This is a genomic window from Streptomyces sp. NPDC020192, assembly GCF_044388685.1.
In the GTDB taxonomy this organism is placed as follows: domain Bacteria; phylum Actinomycetota; class Actinomycetes; order Streptomycetales; family Streptomycetaceae; genus Streptomyces.
The window spans coordinates 78,122-103,571 of sequence record NZ_JBIRXG010000002.1 but is presented as its reverse complement, the minus strand read 5'-3'; the positions used below and the strand labels follow the sequence as shown (position 1 = coordinate 103,571).

Below are 25,450 nucleotides of genomic sequence, written 5' to 3'. Positions count from 1 at the left end.
TGTAGAGGGTGACAGGTAGGGTCTTCTACACCTGTAGAAAGACGCGAGGAAAACGCGAGGTCGAAGGGGGTCCGGCATGGGTGGTACGGCGGTGGTGGTCGGGGGCGGCATCGGTGGGCTGGCCGCGGCCATCGGTTTGCACCGGATCGGCTGGGACGTCCGGGTGGTGGAGCGGGCCGGCACCCTGGCCGACGCGGGCGCGGGCATCTCGCTGCACGCCAACGGGCTGCGCGCGCTGGACGCCCTCGGCGTCGGTGAGGCGGTGCGCGCGGCGGCCCGCCCGCAGTACACCGGCGGCACCCGCACCCCCGAGGGCCGGTGGCTGGCGCGGATGGACGGCGCCGCGCTCGAACGCGCCCTGGGCACGCCGATCGTGGGCATCCGGCGCGCCGACCTGCACCGGCTGCTGCGCGCGGCACTGCCCGCCGAGTGCCTGCGCATCGGCGTCACCGTGCCCACCCTGGACCGCTCGGCACCGGACCGGGTGGCCGTGCCGGTCGCGGACGAGGTCTGGGACGCGGACCTGGTCGTCGCGGCCGACGGCGTGAACAGCCGACTGCGCGGACTGCTGTTCCCCGAGCATCCCGGACCGGTCTACGCCGGTTCGACGGTCCTGCGGGCCATCACCGACCACCCCCTGGACCTGGACACCGACTTCGAGCTGACGTGGGGCGAGGGCGCCGAGTTCGGGCACATCGGCTTCACCGACGGCCGGGCCGAGTGGCACGCGGTGCTCACCGCGCCGGCCTCCCTCCGCCATGGCGACCCGCTGGGTTGGCTGTGCCGTCGGTTCGGCGGCTGGCACGCTCCGATCCCGGAACTGCTCGCCGCGACCCGCCCGGAGGCCGTGCTCCACCATGACATCCACGAACTGGTCACGCCCTTGCGGTCGTTCGTCGCCGGCCGGGTCGCCCTGCTCGGTGACGCGGCGCACGCCATGACGCCGAACCTGGGCCAGGGCGCGTACCAGGCCCTGGAGGACGCCGCCACGCTGGCCGCCGCGCTCGCCACGCGGACCTCGGTCGCTGCGGCGCTGGCCCGCTACGACGCGGAGCGCCGACCCCGCTCCCAGGCGGTCGCCCGCGCCGCCCGGCAGGCAGGCCGTATGGGCCAGCGGCTCGCCCACCCGCTGGCCGTCTCCCTGCGCAACACCGCCCTGCGGCTCGCCCCGTCCGGGGCGACGATGCGGGCGATCCTGCGACACGCCGACTGGACACCGCCGAGCCTCGCGTCCTGAGGTCCCACGCCGACGGCGGCGTTGGGATCCGGCTGGTCCGGCTGCGGGACGACGGCGCCGTGGAAGGTGACCGTGGCCGAGATCCCGCCCTCGGTGACGGCCGGTATGTCCGTGGTCGCCGTGGCACTCGCCACACCAGAACCGGCCGGCACCAGACCGGCTCCGACGAGCAGCGCCAGGGCCAGTCCGGCGAGCGTTCTGCGAAGTGAATCCGAACGGCGCGAAATCGGCCACCGGTCGCACCACCGGAGCGCGTCCGGCGCCTTGTGGAGCCGCACCGGGCTGGCGAAGCTTCACCCATGCCCACTTCCGTCATCGCGTTCATCGGCGCGGCCTTCCTGATCGCCATGGTCCCGGGCCCGAGCACCGTCGTCATCCTGCGCCGGGCGGTGGTGAACGGCCGGAGAACCGGCCTGGCCACCGTCCTGGGCAACGAGTGCGGCGTCCTGCTGTGAGGCCTCGCCGCCGCCTTCGGCCTCTCGGCCGTGCTGCTGGCCTCACGGGTCGCGTACGACGTCACACGTGTGACGGGCGCCGCGGTGCTGGTGTGGATGGGTGCGCGCGCCCTGTGGCAGGCGCGGCGGAGCGGCGGGGAGCAGGAGGAAGCGGCAGAACCGGCCGGGGTCCCGCTCCGGCGAGCGTACGGCCAGGGCCTGGTGACCAACATCGCCAATCCCAAGGCGGGCGTGTTCGCTGTCTCCTTCCTGCCGCAGTTCGTGCCGCACGGTGCCCCCGTCCTGCCGTATCTGCTTGCCTTCGCGGTGATCTGGGCGGTGGCCGACCTGATCTGGTACGTGCCGCTGATGGCCACGCGGGAGGCCACGGCCTCATCGAGACACCCTGATGCGACGAGGCGGAGGAGGTGTGGGAGAACTCCAGCTCCTGGTTCACGACCCCGACCGAGCAGCACGTGCGTGCGTGAACCGGGGTCTGCCTCACCGACGCCCCCGACGGCAGGCTCACCGCGCACGGCTGCGTGCGACCTCGGCGGGAGGTGAGTACCCGTACTCATGTGTGCGCCGCCCCGGCACGGCACCGTGGCGGTCATGAATCTTCCCGTCGCCCCGCCGGCGTTCGACGCCACCGAGGGCCCACGGCAGCGTGAGCGTGCGGACACCGGCGCGGACATCGCGGCCGGCTGCGGACTGGTCTTCCTCGAACTCGTGGCCCTGGTGGCCGTCTTCGGGCGCTGGCTGCTGTCCGGGTTCACCTTGGACACCGCCAAGACGGTCCACGCGGACTCGTTGTGGGGCTATCTGACCGCCGCGGGTGCGGTCGGCGCGGTCGCCCTTCTGGCCGCCCTGGTCGCGGCCCGCGCCCGCGCGATGGTGACCGTCGTCGGCCAGACCGTGATGGCCCTCCTGGTCACGGTCATCGTCTTCACCGGCGCGCTGGCCCAGGCCCACGACGACGCCTCGGTCCGCGGCCGCGAGCAGACCTGCCGGTCCGCGCCCTCGGCTCCGGGGTGCCCCCGCTGAGTCGGACACGGGCCCGCGGTCTCCCTTGAGCTCCGGATCCTGGGCTCCGAGGCAACCGCTACGGCAACTCCCCCAGGAACGCGGACAGTTCGGCGTCGAAGCGCGCTGGGTTGTCCACATTCGGGTAGTGCGCCGCGCCCGGCACGGTGACGGCGCGGGCGCCGGGGACGAGGTCCGTCAGACGCGTGGCCATGGCGAGGTGGTCCGGGGCGTCGAGGGCGCCGTTGATCGCGCACAGCGGTACCGCGATGTGCGGGGCCCGCTCCCAGGTGGCGGTGACGGGCACCCGGTGGAGGGGCTCGTCGGCGGTGTGCTTGGCCAGGGTGTTCAGCGCCATCTCCCGTATCCGGCGCAGCACATCGGCGGACACGTCGGCCGGGTCACGGTGCGGGCCGACGGTGAACCGCTGGAAGGCGTCCACCCAGCCCTCCAGATCCCCGGCGGCCAGCGCCCGCTCCTGGTCGGCGAACACCTTCAGCACCCAGGGGTCCTCGAAGACCGGCTCGCTGGTGCCGACCCCGCTGACGACGACCGCGCGGACCAGTTCCGGGTACTCCAGCACGCAGTCGACCGCGATGGCCCCGCCCATGGACAGCCCGACCAGCACGGCGGGGGCAGCGTGGAGGCCGCGCAGCAGCGCGGCGAGGTCGTCGGCGTCCCGGTACGCGCCGGAGGCGTTGGCCGAGCCGCCGTGGCCGCGGACGTCGTACGCGATGACGCGGTGATGCGGGGCGAAGGCGCGGATCTGCTCCGCCCACATGCGGTGGTCGAGGAAGCCGCCGTGCACGAACACCAGAGGCGATCCGGAGCCCGCTGCACGGTAGGCGAGTGAGCCGTCGGCGGTGGGCAGTGAACGGGTCGGCGTGGAAGTGAAGTCGACTGTCATGACAACCAAGGTGTCATCCCCGTCTCGATATTGGCAACCTAGGTGTCAAACTGGTCTCATGAACGAACGGACCGCATCCGCCGCCAGACCCTCCCCGGACGAGCTGGGCGAGCGCCTCACCGAGGTGTTCGACCTGGTCGGACCGCTCTACCGGCGGGTGCACCGCAAGGTGGAGGAGGCGGCGCCGATCGAGGGCCTGTCCGTCGGGGTGCGTGCCGTGCTCGATCTGCTGCGCACGCAGGGGTCCATGACGGTGCCGCAGATGGGGCGGGCTCAGGCGCTCAGCCGGCAGTTCGTCCAGCGCATGGTGAACGACGCGGCACGGCTCGGTCTGGTGGAGAGCGTCACGAACCCGGCCCACCGCCGGTCCTCACTCATCCGACTCACCGACCGGGGCCGGGACGCGATCGGCGCGGTACGGGCCCGCGAACACGCGCTGCTGCGCCGCGTGGGCGGCGATCTGACCCTGGACGACATCGACGCGTGCCTGCGCGTGCTCGGCGCGATGCACGCGCTGTTCGACGACGTGGAGGTGGACTGAACCGGACCGGCTCACCCGGCCGCGAAGTCCCGCAGCCGGTCCTGGGAACCGTTGAAGCGGTCGTGATCGCCGACGGTCTTCCCGGTCGAGGTGTACTGCCACATCGTGTACGTCGACCAGCCCGACGGCAGCGGTCCGGCGCTGGAGGCGTAGCGGGCGATCCACAGCGGGTTGTTCGCCGCGAAACCGCCGTAGTCCCCGGTGCACTGCTCCCACCAGCTGGTCGCCGTGTAGATGACGGCGTCGCGGCCGGTGCGTGCCTTGTAGCGGTTCAGGAAGTCGCGGATCCAGCCGGTCATCGCGCTCGCGGACTTGCCGTAGCACGCGTCGCCGTACGGGTTCCACTCCATGTCGAGGGCGCCGGGCAGGGTCCTGGCGTCCTTGGACCAGCCGCCGCCGTGCTCCACGAAGTGGTCGGCCTGAGCGGCGCCGCCGGAGGTGTCCGGGGTGGCGAAGTGATAGGTCCCGCGGATCATGCCGGCGCTGTACGGGCCGTTGTACTGCTGGGTGAAGTAGGGGTTCGTGTAGCTCGTCCCCTCGGTGGCCTTCGCGTACGACCACTTGGTGCCGTCGCCCCACAGGGTGGCCCAGGAGACGTTGCGCTGATAGCTGGAGACGTCCACGCCCTCGGCCTGGCTCGCGCGGATCACGGGGAACGGGGCGTCCGGGCCGCTGCCGCCGCCGTCGTGGGCGAGCACGCCCATGCCCATGTACGCGCTGCCGCGCAGGGGTGCGTCCGGGGCCGACGCGGGCAGCGCCGCGGGGACGGACGCGCAGAGGAGGAGGCCGGTCAGGGCGCCCGTGAGGGCCAGCCGGGACGGGCCGCGCTGAAGGGATATGGAGCATCTCACGCCCACCATCTGACCCGCGGTCGGGCCGGAGCGCACTCCGGATACCGCCCAACGAGGCCGTTCCGGGCCGTGTTTGGTCCGTTCGGGTGCCCCCGTGCCCCTGTGCCCCCGTGCCCCCGTGCCCCCGGAGCCGCGGCCGGGGCCGGTCACGGGGGACGCGAGGGGCGCCTTCCGCGACCGGCCCCGGCCGGTCAGCCGTTGTCGGACGGTGTCAGCCCTGGTCAGCCGTCGATGCGGTGCTGGGTCCAGAAGGAGGTGAGGTCGGTGCTGGTGGCGGCCTGGGCGGCGGCCTTGAACTCGGCCGTGGTCGACACGCCGTACCAGTGCGCGGTCGCGTAGTCCTTCAGCAGTTTGGCCATGACGGTGTCGCCGAGGACGCGGCGCAGGTCGTGCAGGGCGCACTTGCCGTAGCCGTAGACGACGGTGGAGTAGCGCGAGGAGTGCGCGTCCCAGTAGGCCATCGAGTCGGTGATCTTCTCGTCGGCCGAGGCCCAGGAGACGCTGTTCCAGCAGCCGCTGCCGGTCTTGCCGAGGGCGAGGTCGGTGGCGTAGTCGGTGAACGCCTCGTCCAGCCAGGGGCCGTTGTACTCGTCGTCGCCGACGAGGCCGTACCACCACTGGTGGCCGATCTCGTGGGTGAGGGCGGTGGTGCTGACCAGGTCCAGGACGAACCCGGGGTACTCCATTCCGCCGAACCAGTAGTTGTTGTCGAGCACCGCGTCCAGCTCGCCGTAGGGGTAGGCCCCGAAGCGGCTCGCGTGGGCGTCGACGGCGGTCTTGGCGGTGCTGAGCATCGACTGGGCGCTGGAGGAGCTGATGCCCGAGACGGAGTAGACGTTCACCGCGACGCCGGACGACGAGGTGCCGGAGATCTTGCTGAAGGGACCGGCGGCCCAGGCGAAGTCACGGACCTTGCTCGCGGTGGCCGTGGTGACCGTACGGCCGCTGGAGCCGGGCGTGTCGGTGGAGGTGCCGGTGGCCGGGACCAGCAGGCTGCTGGGGTGGTCGAGGGTCACCTTGAAGTCGGCGGCCAGGGAGTAGAACGACTCGCCGTTGTTGGTGTACGGGTCCAGGTGCCAGCCGGAGCTGTCGCGTATGGCGAGGACGGGCAGGGCGTTGCCGATGAAGCTGTAGGCGCCGTCGTGGCCGAAGCGGTCGGCGCCGCTGGGCACGGTGATGCCGAGGTCGAAGCCGATGGTGGCGCTCTGCCCCTGGGTGAGCGGGGCCGGCAGGTCGACCTTGAGTGCGGTGCAGGCCACGGTGGGCGGCTCGGCCGTACCGCCGGTGACGCCCGTGACCCGGATCGGCATGGCGTCGCAGGTGCCGTGGTAGTTGTCCCACAGCCGCAGGTAGACCTCGTTCAGCGCGGTGGCCGAGGCGTTGGTGAAGGTCACGCTCTCGTGTCCGGTCCACTCGGTGCCGGTGGTGTCACTGCTGAGGTTCACGGTGTACGAGGGTGCGGCCGGCGTGCGGGTGGAGTCGCTCGGCGGAGCGGTGCCGCCGGAGGTGTCGAGCGCGATGTCGTCGAGGACGAAGCTCGTCTGGAGGCTGGAGTCCTCGGTCCCGGTGAAGGACAGGCTGACGGTCTGCCCCGCGTAGGCCGACACGTCTATCGACTTCTGGACGTAGCCGGTGTTCTCGTCGAGGTTCGAGTAGGTGGCCAGCGTCGTGCCGCCGATCTTGGCCGTGAGCCTGTCGTAGGCGGTGGACGACGTCGTCTCGTCGGTGTCGATGTGCAGCCAGAAGGTGAGCGTGGCCTTGTCGCACCCGGCCGGGATGGTGACGCTCTGGGACAGGGTGTCCGTGTGGGTGGCGCCGGTGCCGTCCAGCCAGGCGTAGGAGCTGCCGCCGTGGGCGGTCTCTCCGGTGCGGCTGGTGACGACGTCTGCCGTGGACTGGGTCCAGGGCGACGTCCCGTTCTCGAAACCGCCGTTCGCGACGACCTGCGCCGGGGTGCAGGCGGCGGCCGCTCGATGCGTGGCCTGGTGCGTGGCCGGTTGGGCGGCGGCGGGGCTTGCGGGGAGTACGAACGCGGCCAGCGCGGCGACGACGGTGAGCGCACCGGCGCCGAGGGCCTTGTGGGGGGTCGGTCTCACACGCTACTCCTTTGCGGCGGCCGGGATCCCGGCCTGCTCGATGGCGGCCGGCGCCGGCTGGGGTGCGCCGGGCGGCCGCGGACGGGGCTTGCGCGATCGCTGCACCGTGAGGTGCGCCGCGCCCTCGAGGGGTCAGGGCGAGGACTGGCGGAAAGCGTGACAGATTTGACCCGTCCATGCCAGAAGGCCCGGCAGGAGTGGCGTATGGACGTTCCGGATCAGCCGGTGTGCAGCGTCATGAACAGCGCGGCCAACCGGCCACCGTCCGGCGCCTGCCAGCCGCGCGCCACATGGCCGATCGCTCCCTCGGGGCGCTCCGGCGGGTTCCCCGCGACGGGGTTCAGGACCCGGTGCACGCGCAGGACCGTGCCGTGCGGCGCGGGAAGGCGGGTGCCCTCCTCGTCGTCGGCCGGGACGGGGGTGAGGCCGTCCAGGGTGAAGGGGGCGCCGGTGTAGGAGCGGACCACCTCGTGGTCGGGGGTGTCGTCGATGCTCTGGGCCTGTGCCTGGGCCCGGCCCTCGATCAGCGAGAGCGACTCGGCGACCAGCACCGGGTCGTGGCAGCCGTCGTAGGCCCAGCGCTTGCCCAGCACACCGTGCTCCATCGTGCCGATGAGCGCGTGCTCGGCGCCGGCCAGCGGTGCGCCGCGGTAGGTCAACGGGACGAGGTAGGCGGTCGGTTCGGGCGTGGAGGTGTCGGTGGCCACCATGAGCTCGATGCCGACCTCGCCCTCGGGGTCGTCCAGCCGGAAGCCGCCGGACTTGGTCAGCACCGGGGCGCCGGGGCCGCCACGGTACCAGGGGCGGGAGGGCAGCCAGTCGGTGAGCAGCCCCAGCTTCGTGGGCTTCAGCGTGGTGTGGTGGATGATGGCCATGCTGGCGCCTCCCCTCCGTAGCGCGGTTGTGGACCCCCACAGCTTCGCATACCGTTCCCCCAGGTCACTCGTCCGCACCGGGTAACGCCGACGTCAACACCGCCCAGGGATCGGGCGGTTCGCCGGTCACCGGACCGCGAACCGGTCGGGGTGATGACGGCCCGTCCAGGCAGGCCGGGTGAACGCACCGACGTACCTGGACCAGTGGCCCTCGAAGGTGACGGTCAGGTCGGCGAGACGGGCGTAGCCGGGAGCCGGGTGGACCCCCGGGTTGAGGATGACGGTGGCCGCGCCGAGCCGCCGCATCTCGCGAACCGGACGGCGACAGGCGGGCAGGCCCTCCCGGTCGGCGGTGACCTGGTCGAGGAAGCAGCCGTCCGCCGCGTACCAGGCCTGGTGCCGGCGCACGTCCTCGGTGATCCGGTCCCGGTCCCGGACGCCGTAGTCGGTGTCGACGTACCCGAGCAGTCGGGCCCCGGCCGCGCGCAGCGCCCGCACGACCGCCGTGAACGACGGGTCCGCGCGGTGCCGGGTCCGCCGGCCGGGTTCAGGACGACGGCGTAGGTGCCCGGGGCTGCGGTGATCAGCCGGTGCCAGGCGGCGGGGTCCTCGGCCGGGTGCACATACAGCGGGACCAGCAGGCTCACGGCACGCTCTCCGCCGCGGCCGCCCAGAGTTCGGCGAGGGCGTCGTCGAGGGTGTGGGCCGGCCGAGGGGCCGGGCCGCGGCGGCCGGCGGGCGGCATTGGCGAGGACGTGACGGTCTGTGCCCTTGGGTGCCGCCCGGCAACTCGTTGCTTCCCGCTTCTGGTCGGCGAGACCTACCGGACGGTATACAGACTCCGTCGAACTCAGGGGGAGGATGTCATGGCGAAGGACATACGTCCGGCGGACGGGACGAGAGGCCGGCGGCGGGTCGCCGTGCTCGGGGTGGCGCTGGGTGGTTGCGCGCTGGTTGCCGCCTCCACCACCCCGGCCGCCGCGCACCCCGCCGGGCACGGCCGCGGCACCGGCTATGTGGCGCTCGGCGACTCCTACACCTCGGGCCCCGGCATCCCCGCCCAGGTGGACACCAACTGCGCCCGCTCCGACCGCAATTATCCCTCACTGGTGGCCGCCCAGCGGGAGGTGACCTCCTTCACGGACGTCAGCTGCGCCGGAGCGACGACCGCCGAGATGTGGCAGGCGCAGGGCACCAACAAGCCCCAGCTCGACGCGGTGAACCGGGACACGGACCTCGTGACGCTCCAGATCGGCGGCAACGACGTCGGGTTCGGCCCGATCATCGGCACCTGCGCCCGGCTCGCCGCCCAGGACCCGGCGGGCAACCCCTGCGAGCGCTCCTACCAGGCCTCCGGCTACGACGAGTTGACCCTCGCGATCGCCAGGACCGCGCCGAAGGTCGACCGGGTGCTGCGAGCCGTGCACGCCCGGGCACCGCACGCCCGCGTGGTCGTCGTCGGCTACCCGGACCTGCTGCCCGACGACGGCACCGGCTGCTTCCCCCAAGTCCCCTTCGCTCAGGGCGACTTCCCCTACCTCCGGGACACCGAGAAGCGCCTGAACCTGATGCTGCGGCTGGTGGCCGCCGTCAACCGGGCCGAGTACGTGGACACGTACGGCCCCACGGTCGGCCACGACATGTGCAAGCCGCCCACGGACCGCTGGATCGAACCGCTCCAGCCCACCTCCCCCGCGGCCCCGGCACACCCCAACGCCAAGGGCGAGCAGTCCATGGCCCAGGCTGTGCTGAACCGACTCGACCGGGGACGCGGCCGGGACTGAGCCCGGCGCGCGGACGGCGGCCGGCCGCGGCAGGACCTGCGGCAGGCCGCCGTATCCCCGTGCCGGGGACCGTTCCACGACGCTCAGCCGCCGAGCGCGCTCAGCACCACGGCCTTGGCCTCCTCCTGCACCCGGGCGAGGTGGTCCGGGCCGAGGAAGGACTCGGCGTAGACCTTGTAGACGTCCTCGGTGCCCGAAGGGCGGGCCGCGAACCAGGCGTTGTCCGTGGTGACCTTGATGCCGCCGATCGCGGCGCCGTTGCCGCGCGCCTCGGTGAGGACGGCCGTGACGGGCTCTCCGGCCAGCGTGTCGGCGGTGACCTGGGCCGGGGACAACTTACCCAGCAGCGCCTTCTGTTCGCGGGTCGCGGGGGCGTCGATCCGGGCGTAGGCGGGCTCGCCGAAGCGGGCGGTCAGGCCGGCATAGTGCTCCGACGGGGTCCGGTCCGTGACGGCCGTGATCTCGGAGGCGAGCAGGGCCAGGATGATGCCGTCCTTGTCGGTGGTCCACACCGAGCCGTCCCGGCGCAGGAAGGACGCGCCGGCCGACTCCTCGCCGCCGAACCCGAGCGTGCCGCCGACCAGTCCGTCCACGAACCACTTGAACCCGACCGGCACCTCCACCAGTTGACGGCCGAGGTCGGCGGCGACCCGGTCGATCATCGTGGAGGAGACCAGCGTCTTGCCGATGCCCGCGTCGGCGGGCCACTGCTCGCGGTGCCGGTAGAGGTAGGAGATGGCGACCGCGAGATAGTGGTTGGGGTTCATCAGGCCCGCGTCCGGGGTGACGATGCCGTGCCGGTCGGCGTCGGCGTCGTTGCCGGTGGCGATACGGAACCGGTCGCGCTGCTCGATGAGCGAGGCCATCGCGTACGGCGAGGAGCAGTCCATGCGGATCTGGCCGTCCCAGTCCAGCGTCATGAACCGCCAGGTGGGATCGGTGTGCGGGTTGACCACGGTCAGGTCGATGCGGTGCTGTTCGGCGATCCGGCCCCAGTAGGCGACCGAGGCGCCGCCGAGCGGGTCGGCGCCGATGCGCACCCCGGCCGCGCGGATCGCGTCCAGGTCCAGCACGCTCGGCAGATCGGAGACGTAGGCGCCGAGGAAGTCGTACCGTCCGGTGGTGTCGGCGGCGAGCGCCCGGGCGTAGGGCAGCCGGCGTACGTCCTTCAGGCCGCCCGTGATGATCTCGTTGGCCCGGTCCTGGATCCAGGAGGTGGCGTCGGAGGCCGCCGGGCCGCCGCTCGGCGGGTTGTACTTGAAGCCGCCGTCGGCGGGCGGGTTGTGCGACGGGGTGACCACCACGCCGTCGGCGAGACCGGAGGTACGGCCGCGGTTGTGGGTGAGGATCGCGTGCGAGACGGCGGGGGTGGGCGTGTAGCCGTCCGCGCTGTCGACGAGGACGCTCACACCGTTGGCGGCGAACACCTCCAGCGCGGTGACCTTGGCGGGCTCGGACAGAGCATGGGTGTCGGCGCCCAGGAAGAGGGGGCCGTCGGTGCCCTGGGCCGTGCGGTACTCGCAGATGGCCTGGCTCGTGGCCGCGATGTGGTCCTCGTTGAACGCGCTCGCCAGGGAGGAGCCCCGGTGCCCGGAGGTGCCGAACGCGACCCGCTGGCCCGGGTCGGCCGGGTCCGGGTGGAGCGCGTAGTACGCCGTGACCAGCCGGGCCACGTCGACAAGGTCCTCGGGACCGGCCGGCCGGCCCGCTCGCTCGTGCGGCATGAGTCCGTTCCTCCGCGTCGGTGGGATCGACATCCGTGTGATCGATCGCTCACCGCCCATCTTTCCTCGTCAGGGCCCTGACACGCGAGTGCGCCCCGCTCTATGATCCGGTCCGCCGATCGTCGCGCCGTGCTGCCGTCCGTGCAGGGGCGCCTTCCACAGACAGGGCTTCAACCGTGACCGCATCCGCCGCCCAGGCTCCTTGGCTCCTCGCGCGTTGCGCCCAGTTCGCCGTGGCAGCGGCGGCCGGCGTCGAACTGGTCCGGGCGCTGACGGCCCGTGCTCATCTGCTGCATCCGGCGACGACCACGGCCTCCGATTTCGGGCGGGTGTCGATGATCTTCGTGAACGTCATGACGGCGGCGATCGTGCTGTTCCTCCTCTGGTTCGCCCGCTGTTGGCGCAACGCCGGACTCCTCTCGCCCGGTGCGGTGCGCGGCTCTGTCGCGTGGGCCGTTGTCGCCTGGCTGATACCGGTGATGAATCTCTGGGTTCCGCACGGGCTCGTGCTGGACGTACAGCGCGCGAGCGACCCCGGCCGTGCGGATGAGGGGCGCGAGAACGTCCTGGTCAACGTGTGGTGGGCGGCCTGGGTCGGGCACGCGACGCTGTCCCTGGCCGCCATGAACCTGGGCGGCGGCACCTCTCTGCCGCTGCTGGTGGCGTCGGAAGGCCTCGACCTCCTGGCCGCCGTCCTGGCGATCGCCGTGATCCAGCGCATCACGGCACGTCAGGCCGCCGGGCTGCGGTCCGTGACTCCGGTGCCCGCGCCCGCCGGCCTGCCGCACGCCTCCTAGGACAGGCGCGTCACCCGATGTGGTAACTGTCCCCGTACACCTTCCAGTCGAGCGGGGTGTTCAGGTCCAGGTTGCCCTTGCGCAGGAAGACCCGCTGCTCGGTGTCGACACGTGTGGTGTCGCTGTGCGCCTCCTCCTGCTTCATGGCCCACACCCGGGCGTCGAGGAAGGCATTGAGGTACGTCGTCTCGTCGCCGCCCTGCGCCGGCGGCTTGGCGCTGCGCAGGGCCCGCTTGCGGATGTTGCGGAAGCTGGTGGGGTCGTCGCCGTCGCCGTGCATGACGATGGCGTCGTAGTAGCAGAACTGGCCGAGGGTGTGCAGGCCGTCCGCCTTGCCCTGGGCGACCGCGGGATTGAAGTAGACACGGTCGCGTTCGTCGTTCTGGCACTGCTGGAAGACCGTGTCCTGGGCGGCCTTGCGCCAGTCCTTGGGGTAGTTGGGGTCGAGGCCGTCGTGCGAGTCGGTGCCGTTGACCTTGCGCAGGGCGGGCAGGTACTTGGCGAGGACGTTGCCGGGCTTGCGGTCGGCGTAGAGCTGGACGAGGTCGAGCATGTCGCCGGTGCCGGAGCAGAAGCCGATGATGCCGGCGGTGTAGCCGCGGCCGTCGCCGATGTCCTCGATGTACTTGTACTGGGCCTTCCAGTCGAGCGAGGAGTTCTCCGCGCTCGAGACGAGTTCCATGGCGATCTCCTTCTTCGCCGGGTCGTCGAGGCCCGTCGCGGCCGCCCGGCCCGCCGGGGCCGCGGTCGCGCGCTGGGTTCCTATGAGGGCGCCGGAGGCTACGGCGGCGCCGAGCGCGGCGACGACGGTGCGGCGGGAGACGGTGGCGGGGGCTGGGTCGCGGTCTGCGTGCACCACAGGGACTCCAAGTCGGGGTGGGGGGCGGGGAGTTGGTCCGTTCCGTTACTGGTAGGAAAGTTTCCTATCAAAGCCAGTGAGGAGCCGTAACCCGGTCTGCGTGAAGTTCGTAGGATCGAACAACCGTCTGCGGGATGAGGTCGATTCAGAAACCGAACCGCTCAATCCCATCCGGTACGGCGGTTGGACTTGCGCGGCGCGCGGGCGCAGGGTGGACGAGCCCGTCCGTATCCGGAGGGGCACCCCCTACAGCACCTCCCGGAGAACGACCCGATGACCTACGTCGCGGACCCCGCTCGCTACGACGGCACCATGCGCTACCGGCGCACCGGCCGCTCGGGACTGGACCTGCCGGTCCTGTCGCTCGGCTACTGGCACAACTTCGGCGACGACCGCCCCTTCGAGACCCAGCGTGAGATCGCCCTGCGCGCCTTCGACCTCGGGATCACCCACCACGACCTGGCCAACAACTACGGCCCGCCGTACGGCGCGGCCGAGCTGAACTTCGGCCGGCTGCTACGGGAGGACCTCGCGCCACACCGGGACGAGCTGGTGATCTCCACCAAGGCCGGCTGGGACATGTGGCCCGGCCCCTACGGGCAGGGCGGCGGCTCGCGCAAGTATGTGCTGGCCTCACTGGACCAGTCACTGCGCCGTATGGGCGTGGACTATGTGGACATCTTCTACTCCCACCGGCTGGACGCGAGCACGCCGCTGGAGGAGACGATGGGCGCGCTCGACACCGCCGTACGCCAGGGCAAGGCCCTCTACGTCGGCATCTCCTCCTACGACGCCGAACGGACCCGGCAGGCGGCCGCGATCCTGCGCGAGCTGGGCACGCCGCTGCTGATCCACCAGCCGTCGTACAGCATGCTCAACCGCTGGATCGAGACCGACGGTCTGCTGGACGCGGCCGAGGAGGAGGGCTTTGGAGTGATCGGCTTCACCGCCCTCGCCCAGGGCCTGCTGACGGGCCGTTACCTCGACGGCGTACCGCAGGACTCGCGGGCGGCGAAGGGTACGTCGCTGGACGCCTCCTGGCTGACGGACGACATGCTGCACCGGCTGCGCTGCCTGAACGACATCGCGGGGCGGCGCGGGCAGACCCTCGCGCAGCTGGCGCTGGCCTGGGCGCTGCGCGACGAGCGGGTGACGTCACTCGTCATCGGGGCCTCGCGGACCGAGCAGCTGGAGCAGAACGTCGCCGCGCTGGAGAACCTCGAATTCAGCACCGAGGAGCTGGCCGAGATCGACAAGTACGCGACCGACGGTGGCGTGGACCTGTGGCGGGAGGCCCGGCTGGGCAATCTCGGCTGACATGAGGGTGATGTGACGTAGGTCACTGACATAAGGGATAAGTCAGACATAATTGAAGTCGCCTGACAGCGTTGTCACTGCTCCCAGCAGCATTACTCCGCTTTCCCCGCGACTTCCGAGGAGCCGCATACCGCATGGCACACGGAGCCCAATACAGCCCCCTCCTGACTCCCCGTCCCGACCTGAGCCTCGCGCGTGACTGCGCGGTGTGCCTGGGCTGGGGAACCGTCGTCACCCGCGACGGGGACCACGAGCTGTGCCACGGTTGCCAGCCCCTTCCCGGCGAGGACGAGGACATCCGCCGCTCCGACGCGTAAAACCGCTGCCCTGCCCGACCGGGGCGCTCCCGGCGCCCACCTGCCGCCGGGACAAGCTCCGAGTAATGGTTTCACCAAGAAACATTCACCAAGATCGCGACGACCGGGATCGACTCCGGCCTCGGCCCGCCGGCCACGGCCTAGTACTGATCCTCGTGGTCCTCGGCCCGCTGACCGCCCGGTACACCGAGCCGGTCGCGCGCCGGCCGACCGGGGGCCGGGGCGGGCGGACGGTGCCGGCCGAGGCTCCGCTCGCCGTCGTACCCGACGAGGACACGGTGGGCCGCTCCTGACGGCGGCCCGCCCGGACGTACCGTGGTGTCATGTCCGCCCCTCCGCTCCCGGGCCCGCTCGCTCATCTGGCCCCGCTGCTCGAACACTACGGTTACTGGGCGGTGGGCGCGGTGGTCCTGGTGGAGGACTTCGGGGTGCCCGCGCCCGGCGAGACGATCCTGCTCGCGGCGGGGGTGTACGCGGGCGCGGGACGGCTGAACGTCATGGCGGTGGCGGTCATCGCCTTCGTCGCGGCCGTCGTCGGGGACAACATCGGCTATCTGATCGGCCGGGTCGGCGGGCGGGCGTTCGTGCACCGGTGGGGGAAGTACGTCTTTCTGACGCCGGAGCGGTTCGCGACCGCCGAGGAGTTCTTCGCCCGGCACGGCGGCAAGATCGTGACCGTGGCCCGGTTCATCGAGGGCCTGCGCCAGGCCAACGGAATCATCGCCGGCACCTCCGGCATGCACTGGCGCCGCTTCCTCGCCTTCAACGCCCTCGGCGCGGCACTGTGGGTGGGTCTGTGGACGACCCTGGCCTATGTGGCGGGCAGTCACATCACGGTGATCTACGAGGAGTTCAACCGCTATCTGCTGTACGTCGTCATCGCCGCCGCCCTCCTCGTCGCGGCGTTCGTCGTACGGCACGTCGTGCGCAGGCGCCGCGCGGACTGACCCCTGAGGTGCCGGCGACGGCCGCGCCCTCACGAGGAGCGCGCTGTGCCCCGCGCGGGCTGTCCTTCCGTGTCGTGCGTGGCCTTGGGGGTGTCGTCGTCGGCGCGCTCGTGGCCGCCGCGCAGGGCGGAGGCGAGCGCGGAGACCAGGGCCATGCCGGCGGCCACGCCGAAGACGATGGTCAGGCCGTGGTGGAAGGGGCCGGAGACCAGTTCGGGGAAGAAGGTGTGGCCGGTCAGGGCGGCGCGCTGGGCGGTGGTCAGCCGGTCCAGGGTGCCGGCGGAGCCGAGCAGATGGCCGACGGGGTTGTCGCCGAGGAACGTGGCGAACAGGGTGCTGACCGGCGGCAGCGTCGCGACCTGGTGGGCGGTGCCGGCGGGGACGCCGTGCGCCTGGAGCCCGTGTGCGAGCGTCTTCGGCAGCGTGCCGGCGAGACCGGACACCATCAGCGAGAAGAAGACGCCGATGGACAGGGCCGTACCCGAGTTCTGGAAGGTGGAGCGCATCCCGGAGGCCACGCCCCGGTGGCGGGCCGGCACGCTGCCCATGATGGAGGAGGTGTTGGGCGCCGAGAACATGCCCTGGCCCAGGCCGTTGAGCAGCAGCAGCGCCGCGAAGAGCCCGTAGTCGAAGTTCACCGGGAGGGCGAGCAGGCCGAGGAAGGACCCGGCGACGACGAGCAGCCCGGCGGTGGAGAAGAGCCGGGCGCCGAACCGGTCGGACAGATAGCCGGAGACGGGCCCGGCGATCAGGAAGCCGAGGGTGAGCGGCAGCATGAAGATGCCGGCCCACAGCGGGGTGTCCCCGAAGTCGTAGCCGTGCAGCGGCAGCCAGATGCCCTGGAGCCAGATGATGAGCATGAACTGCAGCCCGCCGCGGGCGATCGCGGTCAGCAGGGCGGCGAGGTTGCCCGCGGCGAACGCCCGCACCCTGAACAGCGACAGCCGGAACATGGGCTCGGGGACCCGGGTCTCGACGTAGCCGAACACCAGCAGCAGGACGAGGCCGCCGCACAGCCCGGTGAGCACCCAGGGGTTGGTCCAGCCGGTGGAGTGGCCGCCGTAGGGCTGGATGCCGTAGGTGATGCCGGCGAGCAGGATGCCGGCGCCGGTGGCGAAGGTGAGGTTGCCGAGCCAGTCGACACGGCCGCGTCCGCCGGCCGCGGTCTCGCGCAGGCTCAGGTACGACCAGACGGTGCCGGTGACGCTGACCGGCACGCTCACCCAGAACACCGCCCGCCAGTCGACCACGGCCAGCAGACCGCCGGCGAGCAGACCGAGGAACTGCCCGGCGAGCGCGGTGATCTGGTTGATGCCGAGGGCCATGCCGCGCTGCCGGGCCGGGAAGGCGTCGGTGAGGATGGCGGCCGAGTTGGCGGTGAGCATCGATCCGCCGAAGGCCTGCACGATGCGCCACAGGATCAGCCACAGCGCGCCCGCTCCGGCCCGGAACGGGTCGAGGGACAGCGCGACGGAGGCGCAGGCGAAGACCAGGAAGCCCAGGTTGTAGATCCGGACCCGGCCGAACATGTCGCCGAGTCTGCCGAGGACGACCACCAGCACGGCCGAGACCAGCAGATAGCCGAGGATCATCCACAGCAGATAGCCGATGTTGCCGACCGCGAGCGGGTCCAGGCCGATCCCGCGGAAGATAGCCGGCAGCGAGATGATCACGATGGAGGCATCCATCGTGGCGATCAGCACGCCGAGCGTGGTGTTGGAGAGGGCGACCCACTTGTAGCCGGGGCCTGGCGTATCCCTGAGGCGCGCCGAGCGGGCGAGGAGGCGGCCGCGTACGCCCGCGGCGGGCGTACTGCCGCTCACAGCCGGTCCGCCAGTCGGTCGAGCAGGGGCAGGGCGTCCTGCAGGGCCTGGCGTTCCCGCGGGGTGAACTCGTCCAGGGCGTGGGCCAGCCGGGCCACGGACTCGGAGCGGCGCTGCTCCAGCATGGCCCGTCCCTCGTCGGTGAGGGAGACGATGGCCCGGCGCCCGTCGGCCGTGTCGGGGGTACGGCTCACCAGTCCGCGCTGTTCGAGCCCGGCGAGCGTACTGGCCATCGCCTGCGGCCGGACCCGTTCCAGCTCGGCGAGCGCCCCGGGCGAGTCCGGACCCGTGCGGGCGAGCCGGGCCAGCACCGAGACGCCGGAGAGCGACACGTCCCCGACCGCGTGCGCCTGCCGCAGTCGGCGGACGATCCGGCCCATGGCCAGCCGGAGTCCGGCGGCGAGTGCAACCGTGTCCATGTTTGATAACGGTAGGTTTATCAGTCTGGACTGTTCAACCACGGGTAAGTAATCAGGCGGGCGGTGGCACCGTGCGGACCGAGCCGTGGGCGCCGCGGCGGGTGTCATGAGGTCGAGCGCGACCGGCCGGTACGTGGATCCTCCCGGCCCTCGGCGTCCGGGCGGGGGCGCGGTCGCGGGGCCTCGCCCGCGGTGAGGTGCTCCAGGACCTCGACCAGCTCCTGGCAGGCCTGCTCCACCGAGCGGCGGGTGTTGCGCTGTTCGGTGATCACGGCGGACAGCAGCAGCGCGGTCAGGGCCATCGAGCCGTTGAACGCCTGAAGCTTGGCCATGACCTCGATCCGGCTCAGCCCGGCGAAGGCGCCGACGCCGTCCGTCGCGGCCACCGTGGCGAGCACGGAGGTCAGCAGCGCGCAGAGCACGCTGCCGGCGAGCTGGAAGCGCAGGGCGGTCCAGATGAGGAGGGAGTAGACGAGGTAGAGCAGGCTGAGCGAGCTGTAGACGGCGGTCGGCAGCAGACAGCAGGCGACGACGGCCAGCGCGGTCGCCTCCTTCCAGCGGGCCAGGGGCGGTGGCCGGCGGGCGCTCCGCAGCAACAGCAGCAGCGGGGTCACGAGCAGGACGCCCATCGCGTCGCCCACCCACCAGGCCAGCCAGACCGGCCAGAAGCTGTGTGCGGCCAGATGGTCCGTGACGACGAGGAGGCCGACGCCCACGCTCGCGCTGATCAGCATGGCGCCGAGCGCGCCCAGGAACACCAGGGCGAGGCCGTCGCGTAACCGGCCGAGGTCGGTGTGGAAACAGGCCCGGCGCAGCAGCAGCGCCGCGCACACCGGTGCGGCGGTCTGACCGGCGAGGGTGCCGAGCACGTCGAGGCGGGGACTGGCGATGGACAGCACGACGAAGTAGGCACCGATCGTGATGCCGGGCCAGCAACGCACACCGAGGATCAGCAGGGCGGCTACGGCCACGCCGCTGGCGGGATAGACGGGAGTGACGACCGCCCCCTCGACGACCAGCTCCCGCATGAGCCCGAGCCGGCCCGCGGCGAAGTAGCAGGCACCGACGGCCAGCACCTGAACGACGTAACCGCCCGGCCGACGCAGATCCTCATAACCCACCACAGCAGTAATCTCACACCGCCGCCCTCAGCTCGGCGAGGCGAGAGCGGGCGCCGTCCGCTCCCATGGGCTAATGCGGCCGTGTCCGGCCGGCGGCTGGTAGCGCCGGGGGCGGAGCCTGCGCGGGCCGACGACGGGGCGGTCAGGGGCGGGGCGGGATCCGTCCAGGCCGATCGAGACGGTCAGAGCCCGGGGGCAGAGCCCGTCCAAGCCGACCACGGAACAGGCACGACCCAGGGCAGGACCCGCGCGGGCCGACGACGGGGCGGCCAGAGCCCGAGGGCAGGACCCTGTCCAAGCCGACGGCGAGGACGGCCACGACCGCAGACACAGCGCACCCAGCCGACGGCGAGGACGGTCACGGCCAGGGACCCGGCCCAGCCAGCCGACAACGAGACGGCTACGACCGCAGACCCGGCCCACCCGACCGACAACGAGGACGGTCAGGGGCGGGTACAGGGGACGTCCAGGCCGACGACGAGGACCGCTGCGTCGTCCTCGTGACCGACGCTTTCCGCGCCCTTGATCACGGCGGCGGCCAGCGCGTGTGCCTCCAGGCTCGCGACGGCGGCGATGCCGGCGAGGCGCACCACCTGGTCGAGGCCGTCCTCGATGGTCAGCGACGGTCCCTCCACCACGCCGTCGGTGAGCAGGACGAACACCCCGCCCGTGGTCAGCCTGTGCCGGGTCACCGGGTACTCCATGCCCTGCCCGATGCCGAGCGGCGGCCCTCCCTCGTCGTCGACGACGCCCGACCTGCCGTCCGCCGTGGCCCACACGAAGGGAATGTGGCCGGCCCGGGCGCTCTCCAGCACCCCGCTCTCCAGGTCGAGGCGCATGAAGGTGCAGGTGGCGAACAGGTCGCTGCCCAGGGAGAGCAGCAGCTCGTTGGTACGGGCGAGCAGTTCGCCCGGGTCGCCGGTGACCGAGGCGAGGGCGCGCAGTCCGGCCCGCACCTGGCCCATGAAGGCGGCGGCCTCGATGTTGTGCCCCTGGACGTCGCCGATGGACAGCCCGATCCGGCCGTCGGGCAGGGCGAAGGCGTCGTACCAGTCGCCGCCCACGTTGAGACCGAGGTTGGCCGGGGTGTAGCGCACGGCGAGGTGCAGGCCGGGAGCGGTGGGCAGGTCCCTGGGCAGCATCCCGCGCTGCAGGGCGATGGCCAGCTCGACCTGGCTGCGCTGCACCTCCGCGCGTTCGCGTGCCTGGGCGGTGAGCGAGCCGAGTCGGGCCAGCAGCTCGTCGCCTTCGTCCATGGAGCGCTTACGGGGCATCGATCACTTCCGGCGCGGCGGTGACCCTCGGCGGCCACCCACCTGAATTTTCGGCAAACGCCTAGATTTTACCGAAATCTGATGATCCCGCCTTTGGGCGGGGCTTCGGTGAAGGGGGTCAGCGGCGCGATCCCTGCCGTCCCCCGGACGGTGGACGTGCCCGTGTCGGGCCCATGCCACGCCGGACCGGAATGGGAGATTACGGCTGCGGCCCCGGGCCGCCCCTTCTCTCACCCCCCTTCACCCCCGCCCCCCTTTTTTCACGCCCACGGAGGATCACCGTCATGCGCCTGCGCCGTCCGCTCGTCGCCGTACTCGGCGGGCTCGCCCTCGCCCTGACCACCGCCGGTTCCGCGCTCGCCGCGGACGGCATGTTCGTCTGGGTCGGCCCCCAGGGCAAGGCGTACTACCTGGAGAACCCGCCGGAGAACAAGTGCCTCGACATGGGGCAGGAGGCGCGCGGCGCCCGCAACGCCATGAAGAAACCGCTGGTCGTGTACACGCAGAAGAAGTGCAAGGGAGCGGCGACGCGGCTCGCTCCGGGCAAGTCGGCGCCCAGCGGCGCGCACTTCGCCAGCATCGTGTTCAACCCGCGCTGACGGCCGGCCCACGCCGAAAACGGGTGGCACGCGTCCGCGCCCAGGCGTTGGCGTGCCACCCATGTCCAGTCCCGAGGCATCCAGGCGCTAGTCACCGGCCGTCCGGTGGCGTTCTTGTCCTGTCTCTCCGTCCAGGCCGTGCAGGCCGTGCAGGCCGTGCGACGTACGCCCCTCACCGGACCGCCGTTCCGCACGCACTGACCCGTGCGCCCGGCTGGATGTCCGATTCCGACTGCGCTCATCTGTCGTGAACGACCGCACTCACCGGTCGTGACCGTCGCGGGTCCGCGTTCTCGCTACCCGTCCGCGACACGGTGTGTGGAGTCTTCATGCCTTTCGCTCTCTATCTGCTCGGGCTGGCCGTCTTCGCCCAGGGCACGTCCGAGTTCATGCTGGCCGGCCTAGTGCCGGACATCGCCCGGGACCTCGGGGTCTCCGTCCCCGCCGCGGGCACGCTCACGTCCGCCTTCGCCGTCGGCATGATCGTCGGGGCGCCGCTGACGGTGCTGCTCGGCCGGCGCCGGCCGCCACGCCAGGCCCTGCTGGTGTTCCTGGGCGTGTTCCTGGCCGTCCATGTCGTCGCGGCGCTCACCTCCGACTTCGCCGTCCTGCTGGCCACCCGGGTCCTCGCGGCCCTCGCCAACGCCGGTTTCCTGGCCGTCGGGTTGACGGCGGCGACCGGCATGGTCGCGTCCGACGCCAAGGGCCGGGCCACCGCGGTCCTGCTCGGCGGCACCACGCTCGCCTGTGTGATGGGGGTGCCCGCCGGTGCCGCCCTGGGGCATCTGCTGGGCTGGCGCTCGGCGTTCTGGGCGGTGGTCCTGCTGTCCGCGCCGGCGCCGGCCGCGATCGCCCGCTCGGTGCCGGGCGGCCGGAGCGAGCCGGACCGGCCCGGCACCGGGGCACGTGCGGAGCTGCGGGTGCTGCGCCGGCGCCGGCTGCTGGTGACGCTGGGCCTCGGCGCGCTCGTCAACGGCGCCACCTTCTGCACCTTCACCTACCTCGCGCCGCTGGCCACGGAGGTGACCGGACTCGGGGCCGCGTGGGTGCCGGGTGTGCTGGCGCTGTTCGGGGCCGGCGCGTTCGCCGGGGTGACGTCGGCGGGCCGGCTGGCGGACCGGCGGCCCCTGCCGGTCCTGCGGGCGGGGCCGCGCTGCTCGCCGGCTGGGCGCTGCTGGCCGTGGTCGCCGGGCACACGGCGGCGGCCGTGCTGCTCGTCCCGGTCCTGGGGCTGCTGGCGTTCGGCGTCGGCTCGACGCTGATCACCCGGGTGCTGTACGAGGCGGCGGACGCACCGTCCCTCGCGGGCGCGTTCGCGACGTCGGCGCTGAACGTCGGCGCCGCCCTCGGCCCGCTCCTGGGCGGTGCCGCGATCGACGGCGGGCTCGGCTACCGCTCCCCGGTCTGGGTCAGCGTCCTGCTGATGGCACCGGCGTTCACCGCGCCGGCCCTCGGCCCCGTCGTGGAACGCCTTCGCCCACCCCTCGCCCGGCAGGCGCCCCCGGCCCCGTGAGCCCCGCGCGCCCGGCGCGGGAGGCCCGCCGCTCGACGCGCCGGGCACAAACCCCCGGGATTCCCCACGAGGGCACGCGCCCGGCGCCGTAGGACCCGCCGGCCGTGGCTCACAGCGGGGACTTGGCCACCGCCGTCACATAGGCGCCGAACAGCAGGGACACGACGGTGAGGGTGCCGTAGACGAGCACCGCGTGGGCCGGGCGGACCCGCCAGGTCCGCATCAGCGCACGGGCCATGGGGATCAGCAGCGGGAAGGCCGGCAGCAGGAACCTCGGCTTGGAGGAGAAGGAGCCGGATGCGCCGACCACGAGCAGGATCAGGACGCCGGAGAAGACCAGCAGCGCCAGCGGGGCCCGCTCCAGGCACAGCAGCGCGAACAGCAGGACGCCCGCGGCGACGAGCACCAGGGCCATCGGGTAGACCACGCCCCCGCCGTGCAGCAGCAGGGCCTTGACGAACTTGGCCGAGCCGATGCCGCCGTCGAACTTGGAGTCCCAGGCGCTCTGCACCTTGAAGTAGCCGCCGAGCAGGTCTCCGGTCTGGCTTCCGACCCACAGCACATAGCCGAGCCAGCCCAGCGGGGCGAGCACGGCGCCGGCCCACAGGCTCACCGGGACCCGGCCGCGCTGTCGTAGCACCTCGTAGGCGGCGGCGAGGGAGACGGCCAGCGCGATCGCGAAACCGCTGGGCCGGGCCAGACCCGCCAGCGCGGCGAGCGTCCCGGCCCACAGCCAGCGGCCCTTGAGCACGTGGTAGAGGGACCAGATGGCGAGCGCGGCGAACAGCGACTCGGTGTAGGCGATGGTCAGTTCGACGGCGTGCGGCATCGCGGCCCACAGGGCGACCAGTGCGGTGGCGACGCCGCGCCCGTAGAGCATGTGACCGATGGCGTAGACGCCGTACGCCGCGACGACGGCGGCGATCCAGGAGATCAGCAGCGCGGCCTGGCCGGGGGTGAGCGGCAGGACCGTGGTCAGCGCTCTGATCATGCCCGGGTACAGGGGGAAGAAGGCCCAGTCGGCCTGGACGGCGCCCTGCGGGGTGATCCAGATCTTGTGGCCGTAGCCGTGGGCGGCGATGTGCAGATACCAGCGGGAGTCCCAGGAGTGCGCGAGGCTCTTGACGAGCGGGTGGCCGCGCTGGGCGTTGGTGAGGATCACCACCAGAATCCCGGCGAACCGGACTGCCGCGAACAGGGCGAGGGCCGGCAGCGCGCCCTCGGGGATCCCGCGTCGGGCGATCCGGGGCAGGGTCGGTCGTCGGAGCGGACGACTGGGGGCGGCCGACTCGGGCCGGGGTACGGATGAGGTACTCACCCTATTGACCTTGAACACGCCTGGTAAGACGTTCAATCCGCGACCCGGGTTTCTTACACACTTCCACCCTGATTCAGGAAATTCCCCCTTCTTTCGGAATCGGGGCAATCCTGGCAAACAACCCCGACCGGCACCCCGATGACGGCTCCCGGAAAGATCGACATAGGGTGTGGTAAACATATGAGCGCTCCCTAGCTCGAAAGATGGATGTAGTGACTGTCAACGACGACTCGTTCACCAACTGGAAGATCCGCGAGGAGATCGCGGAGTCGATGATCCCGCTCATCGGGAAGCTGCACCGCGAGCGGGACGTGACCGTCCTGCTGCACAGCCGCTCCCTGGTGAACAAGTCGGTGGTCAGCATCCTGAAGACGCACCGCTTCGCCCGGCAGATCGCCGGCGCGGAGCTGTCGGTCACCGAGACCATGCCGTTCCTGCAGGCCCTCGCCACCCTCGACCTCGGGCCCTCCCAGATCGACCTCGGCATGCTGGCCAGCACGTACAAGGCCGACGACCGGGGCCTGAGCGTGGCGGAGTTCACCGCCGAGGCCGTCGCCGGTGCCACCGGCGGCAACAAGATCGAGCGCCGTGAGCCGCGCGACGTCGTCCTGTACGGCTTCGGCCGCATCGGCCGGCTCGTCGCCCGGCTGCTGATCGAGAAGGCCGGCTCCGGCAATGGTCTGCGCCTGCGTGCCATCGTTGTGCGCGGCGGCGGCGGCCGGGCCGCCGAGGATCTCGTCAAGCGCGCCTCGCTGCTGCGCCGTGACTCCATCCACGGCCAGTTCCAGGGCACGATCACCGTGGACGAGGACACCAGCACGATCGTCGCCAACGGCAACGCGATCAAGGTGATCTACGCCGACGACCCGTCGCACGTGGACTACACCGAGTACGGCATCCGGGACGCCATCCTCATCGACAACACCGGCAAGTGGCGCGACCGCGAGGGCCTCTCCCGTCACCTGCGCCCCGGCATCGACAAGGTCGTGCTGACCGCGCCGGGCAAGGGCGACGTCCCGAACATCGTGCACGGCGTCAACCACGACACCGTCAAGCCGGACGAGCGGATCCTGTCCTGCGCCTCCTGCACGACCAACGCGATCGTCCCGCCGCTGAAGGCGATGGACGACGAGTACGGTGTGCTGCGGGGCCATGTGGAGACCGTCCACTCGTTCACCAACGACCAGAACCTGCTGGACAACTACCACAAGTCCGAGCGCCGGGGCCGCTCCGCGCCGCTCAACATGGTGATCACCGAGACGGGTGCCGCCTCTGCAGTCGCCAAGGCCCTGCCCGACCTCAAGGCGAAGATCAGCGGCAGCTCGATCCGCGTCCCGGTGCCGGACGTCTCGATCGCGATCCTCAACCTGCAGCTGGCCCGCGAGGCCACCCGCGAGGAGGTCCACGACTACCTGCGCGAGGTCTCGCTGACCTCGCCGCTGCGCCGCCAGATCGACTTCATCACGGCGCCCGACGCGGTCTCCAGCGACTTCATCGGCTCGCGCCACGCCTCGATCGTGGACGCCGGCGCCCTCAAGGTCGACGGCGACAACGCGATCCTCTACCTCTGGTACGACAACGAGTTCGGCTACTCCTGCCAGGTCGTCCGCGTCGTCCAGCACGTCTCGGGCGTCGAGTACCCGACGTTCCCGGCGACGGCGGTCTGATCCGTTT

23 protein-coding genes and 3 pseudogenes are annotated in these 25,450 nt (G+C 71.8%); 14 read left to right on the top strand and 12 right to left on the bottom strand.

The window, feature by feature from the left end; all coding sequences use genetic code 11:
- The first annotated feature begins 76 nt into the window (after positions 1–76).
- The 4 genes and pseudogenes from ACH47Z_RS04895 to ACH47Z_RS04880 all read left to right on the top strand — a co-directional run bounded on the left by ACH47Z_RS04895 (position 77) and on the right by ACH47Z_RS04880 (position 2,715).
- Positions 77–1,237, top strand: a complete 1,161-nt coding sequence (locus ACH47Z_RS04895) for an FAD-dependent monooxygenase (RefSeq protein WP_399070559.1) — start codon at positions 77–79, stop codon at positions 1,235–1,237.
- Between the two features lie 299 nt (positions 1,238–1,536).
- Positions 1,537–1,692 (top strand): hypothetical protein, encoded by a 156-nt coding sequence (locus ACH47Z_RS04890; RefSeq protein WP_399070557.1) that lies wholly within the window; start codon positions 1,537–1,539, stop codon positions 1,690–1,692.
- A gap of 15 nt (positions 1,693–1,707) precedes the next feature.
- Positions 1,708–2,235: pseudogene (locus ACH47Z_RS04885) on the top strand (LysE family translocator); the annotation flags it as partial.
- 48 nt (positions 2,236–2,283) lie between these two features.
- Complete coding sequence (locus ACH47Z_RS04880; protein ID WP_399070555.1) at positions 2,284–2,715, top strand: DUF6234 family protein; 432 nt, start codon at positions 2,284–2,286, stop codon at positions 2,713–2,715.
- A gap of 58 nt (positions 2,716–2,773) precedes the next feature.
- Here the strand turns inward: ACH47Z_RS04880 and ACH47Z_RS04875 are convergent, their stop codons facing one another.
- Entirely contained in the window at positions 2,774–3,601 is an 828-nt protein-coding gene (locus ACH47Z_RS04875) for an alpha/beta fold hydrolase (protein WP_399070553.1), read from the bottom strand.
- A 58-nt stretch (positions 3,602–3,659) separates the two neighbouring features.
- Between ACH47Z_RS04875 and ACH47Z_RS04870 the strand changes: the two genes are divergently transcribed.
- The gene (locus ACH47Z_RS04870) at positions 3,660–4,142 is read left to right on the top strand and encodes a MarR family winged helix-turn-helix transcriptional regulator (RefSeq protein ID WP_399070551.1); all 483 of its coding nucleotides are present in this window, start codon (positions 3,660–3,662) and stop codon (positions 4,140–4,142) included.
- An 11-nt stretch (positions 4,143–4,153) separates the two neighbouring features.
- Here ACH47Z_RS04870 and ACH47Z_RS04865 read toward each other — a convergent pair whose 3' ends face one another.
- The 4 genes and pseudogenes from ACH47Z_RS04865 to ACH47Z_RS04850 form a co-directional block, all read right to left on the bottom strand.
- On the bottom strand, positions 4,154–5,002 hold the full coding sequence (locus tag ACH47Z_RS04865) for a lysozyme (RefSeq protein ID WP_399070549.1): 849 nt from the start codon (positions 5,000–5,002) through the stop codon (positions 4,154–4,156).
- A 212-nt stretch (positions 5,003–5,214) separates the two neighbouring features.
- Positions 5,215–7,089: a M1 family aminopeptidase gene (locus ACH47Z_RS04860; RefSeq protein ID WP_399070547.1), complete on the bottom strand. Its 1,875-nt coding sequence runs from the start codon at positions 7,087–7,089 to the stop codon at positions 5,215–5,217.
- Positions 7,090–7,307: 218 nt separating this feature from the next.
- Positions 7,308–7,964, bottom strand: a complete 657-nt coding sequence (locus ACH47Z_RS04855) for a 1,4-alpha-glucan branching protein (RefSeq protein WP_399070545.1) — start codon at positions 7,962–7,964, stop codon at positions 7,308–7,310.
- 64 nt (positions 7,965–8,028) lie between these two features.
- Positions 8,029–8,611, bottom strand: a pseudogene (locus tag ACH47Z_RS04850) (spherulation-specific family 4 protein).
- Between the two features lie 219 nt (positions 8,612–8,830).
- Here ACH47Z_RS04850 and ACH47Z_RS04845 point away from each other — a divergent pair.
- On the top strand, positions 8,831–9,748 hold the full coding sequence (locus ACH47Z_RS04845; protein WP_399070543.1) for an SGNH/GDSL hydrolase family protein: 918 nt from the start codon (positions 8,831–8,833) through the stop codon (positions 9,746–9,748).
- Positions 9,749–9,831: 83 nt separating this feature from the next.
- On the opposite strand, the gene pgm is transcribed toward ACH47Z_RS04845, so the two are convergent.
- Complete coding sequence (gene pgm, locus ACH47Z_RS04840; RefSeq protein ID WP_399070541.1) at positions 9,832–11,472, bottom strand: phosphoglucomutase (alpha-D-glucose-1,6-bisphosphate-dependent); 1,641 nt, start codon at positions 11,470–11,472, stop codon at positions 9,832–9,834.
- A gap of 176 nt (positions 11,473–11,648) precedes the next feature.
- Here pgm and ACH47Z_RS04835 point away from each other — a divergent pair, with 176 nt between their 5' ends.
- Positions 11,649–12,269: a DUF4328 domain-containing protein gene (locus ACH47Z_RS04835; RefSeq protein ID WP_399070540.1), complete on the top strand. Its 621-nt coding sequence runs from the start codon at positions 11,649–11,651 to the stop codon at positions 12,267–12,269.
- Between the two features lie 10 nt (positions 12,270–12,279).
- Here the strand turns inward: ACH47Z_RS04835 and ACH47Z_RS04830 are convergent, their stop codons facing one another.
- On the bottom strand, positions 12,280–13,128 hold the full coding sequence (locus ACH47Z_RS04830; RefSeq protein WP_399070538.1) for a chitosanase: 849 nt from the start codon (positions 13,126–13,128) through the stop codon (positions 12,280–12,282).
- Between the two features lie 273 nt (positions 13,129–13,401).
- Between ACH47Z_RS04830 and mgrA the strand changes: the two genes are divergently transcribed.
- The 4 genes from mgrA to ACH47Z_RS04810 all read left to right on the top strand — a co-directional run bounded on the left by mgrA (position 13,402) and on the right by ACH47Z_RS04810 (position 15,709).
- The gene (mgrA, locus tag ACH47Z_RS04825; RefSeq protein WP_399070536.1) at positions 13,402–14,445 is read left to right on the top strand and encodes an L-glyceraldehyde 3-phosphate reductase; all 1,044 of its coding nucleotides are present in this window, start codon (positions 13,402–13,404) and stop codon (positions 14,443–14,445) included.
- Positions 14,446–14,579: 134 nt separating this feature from the next.
- Positions 14,580–14,762, top strand: coding sequence for a hypothetical protein (locus tag ACH47Z_RS04820; RefSeq protein WP_399070534.1), 183 nt, complete (start codon positions 14,580–14,582; stop codon positions 14,760–14,762).
- Positions 14,763–14,917: 155 nt separating this feature from the next.
- Complete coding sequence (locus tag ACH47Z_RS04815) at positions 14,918–15,055, top strand: hypothetical protein (protein ID WP_399070533.1); 138 nt, start codon at positions 14,918–14,920, stop codon at positions 15,053–15,055.
- Positions 15,056–15,085: 30 nt separating this feature from the next.
- Positions 15,086–15,709: a DedA family protein gene (locus ACH47Z_RS04810; RefSeq protein ID WP_399070531.1), complete on the top strand. Its 624-nt coding sequence runs from the start codon at positions 15,086–15,088 to the stop codon at positions 15,707–15,709.
- 29 nt (positions 15,710–15,738) lie between these two features.
- On the opposite strand, the gene ACH47Z_RS04805 is transcribed toward ACH47Z_RS04810, so the two are convergent.
- From ACH47Z_RS04805 to ACH47Z_RS04790, 4 genes are all read right to left on the bottom strand, one after another.
- Positions 15,739–17,397: an MFS transporter gene (locus ACH47Z_RS04805; protein ID WP_399071359.1), complete on the bottom strand. Its 1,659-nt coding sequence runs from the start codon at positions 17,395–17,397 to the stop codon at positions 15,739–15,741.
- Positions 17,398–17,528: 131 nt separating this feature from the next.
- Entirely contained in the window at positions 17,529–17,951 is a 423-nt protein-coding gene (locus ACH47Z_RS04800) for a MarR family winged helix-turn-helix transcriptional regulator (RefSeq protein WP_399070529.1), read from the bottom strand.
- A 104-nt stretch (positions 17,952–18,055) separates the two neighbouring features.
- Positions 18,056–19,075, bottom strand: coding sequence for an MASE1 domain-containing protein (locus tag ACH47Z_RS04795; RefSeq protein WP_399070527.1), 1,020 nt, complete (start codon positions 19,073–19,075; stop codon positions 18,056–18,058).
- A 440-nt stretch (positions 19,076–19,515) separates the two neighbouring features.
- Positions 19,516–20,346 (bottom strand): PP2C family protein-serine/threonine phosphatase, encoded by an 831-nt coding sequence (locus tag ACH47Z_RS04790; protein ID WP_399070525.1) that lies wholly within the window; start codon positions 20,344–20,346, stop codon positions 19,516–19,518.
- A gap of 284 nt (positions 20,347–20,630) precedes the next feature.
- On the opposite strand from ACH47Z_RS04790, the gene ACH47Z_RS04785 reads away from it, so the two are divergent.
- On the top strand, positions 20,631–20,945 hold the full coding sequence (locus tag ACH47Z_RS04785; RefSeq protein WP_399070523.1) for a hypothetical protein: 315 nt from the start codon (positions 20,631–20,633) through the stop codon (positions 20,943–20,945).
- A 329-nt stretch (positions 20,946–21,274) separates the two neighbouring features.
- Positions 21,275–22,458: pseudogene (locus ACH47Z_RS04780) on the top strand (Cmx/CmrA family chloramphenicol efflux MFS transporter).
- 109 nt (positions 22,459–22,567) lie between these two features.
- Here ACH47Z_RS04780 and ACH47Z_RS04775 read toward each other — a convergent pair.
- Complete coding sequence (locus ACH47Z_RS04775; RefSeq protein WP_399070521.1) at positions 22,568–23,776, bottom strand: mannosyltransferase family protein; 1,209 nt, start codon at positions 23,774–23,776, stop codon at positions 22,568–22,570.
- A 212-nt stretch (positions 23,777–23,988) separates the two neighbouring features.
- Here ACH47Z_RS04775 and ACH47Z_RS04770 point away from each other — a divergent pair, with 212 nt between their 5' ends.
- The gene (locus ACH47Z_RS04770) at positions 23,989–25,443 is read left to right on the top strand and encodes a glyceraldehyde-3-phosphate dehydrogenase (protein ID WP_399070519.1); all 1,455 of its coding nucleotides are present in this window, start codon (positions 23,989–23,991) and stop codon (positions 25,441–25,443) included.
- Positions 25,444–25,450 lie beyond the last annotated feature (7 nt).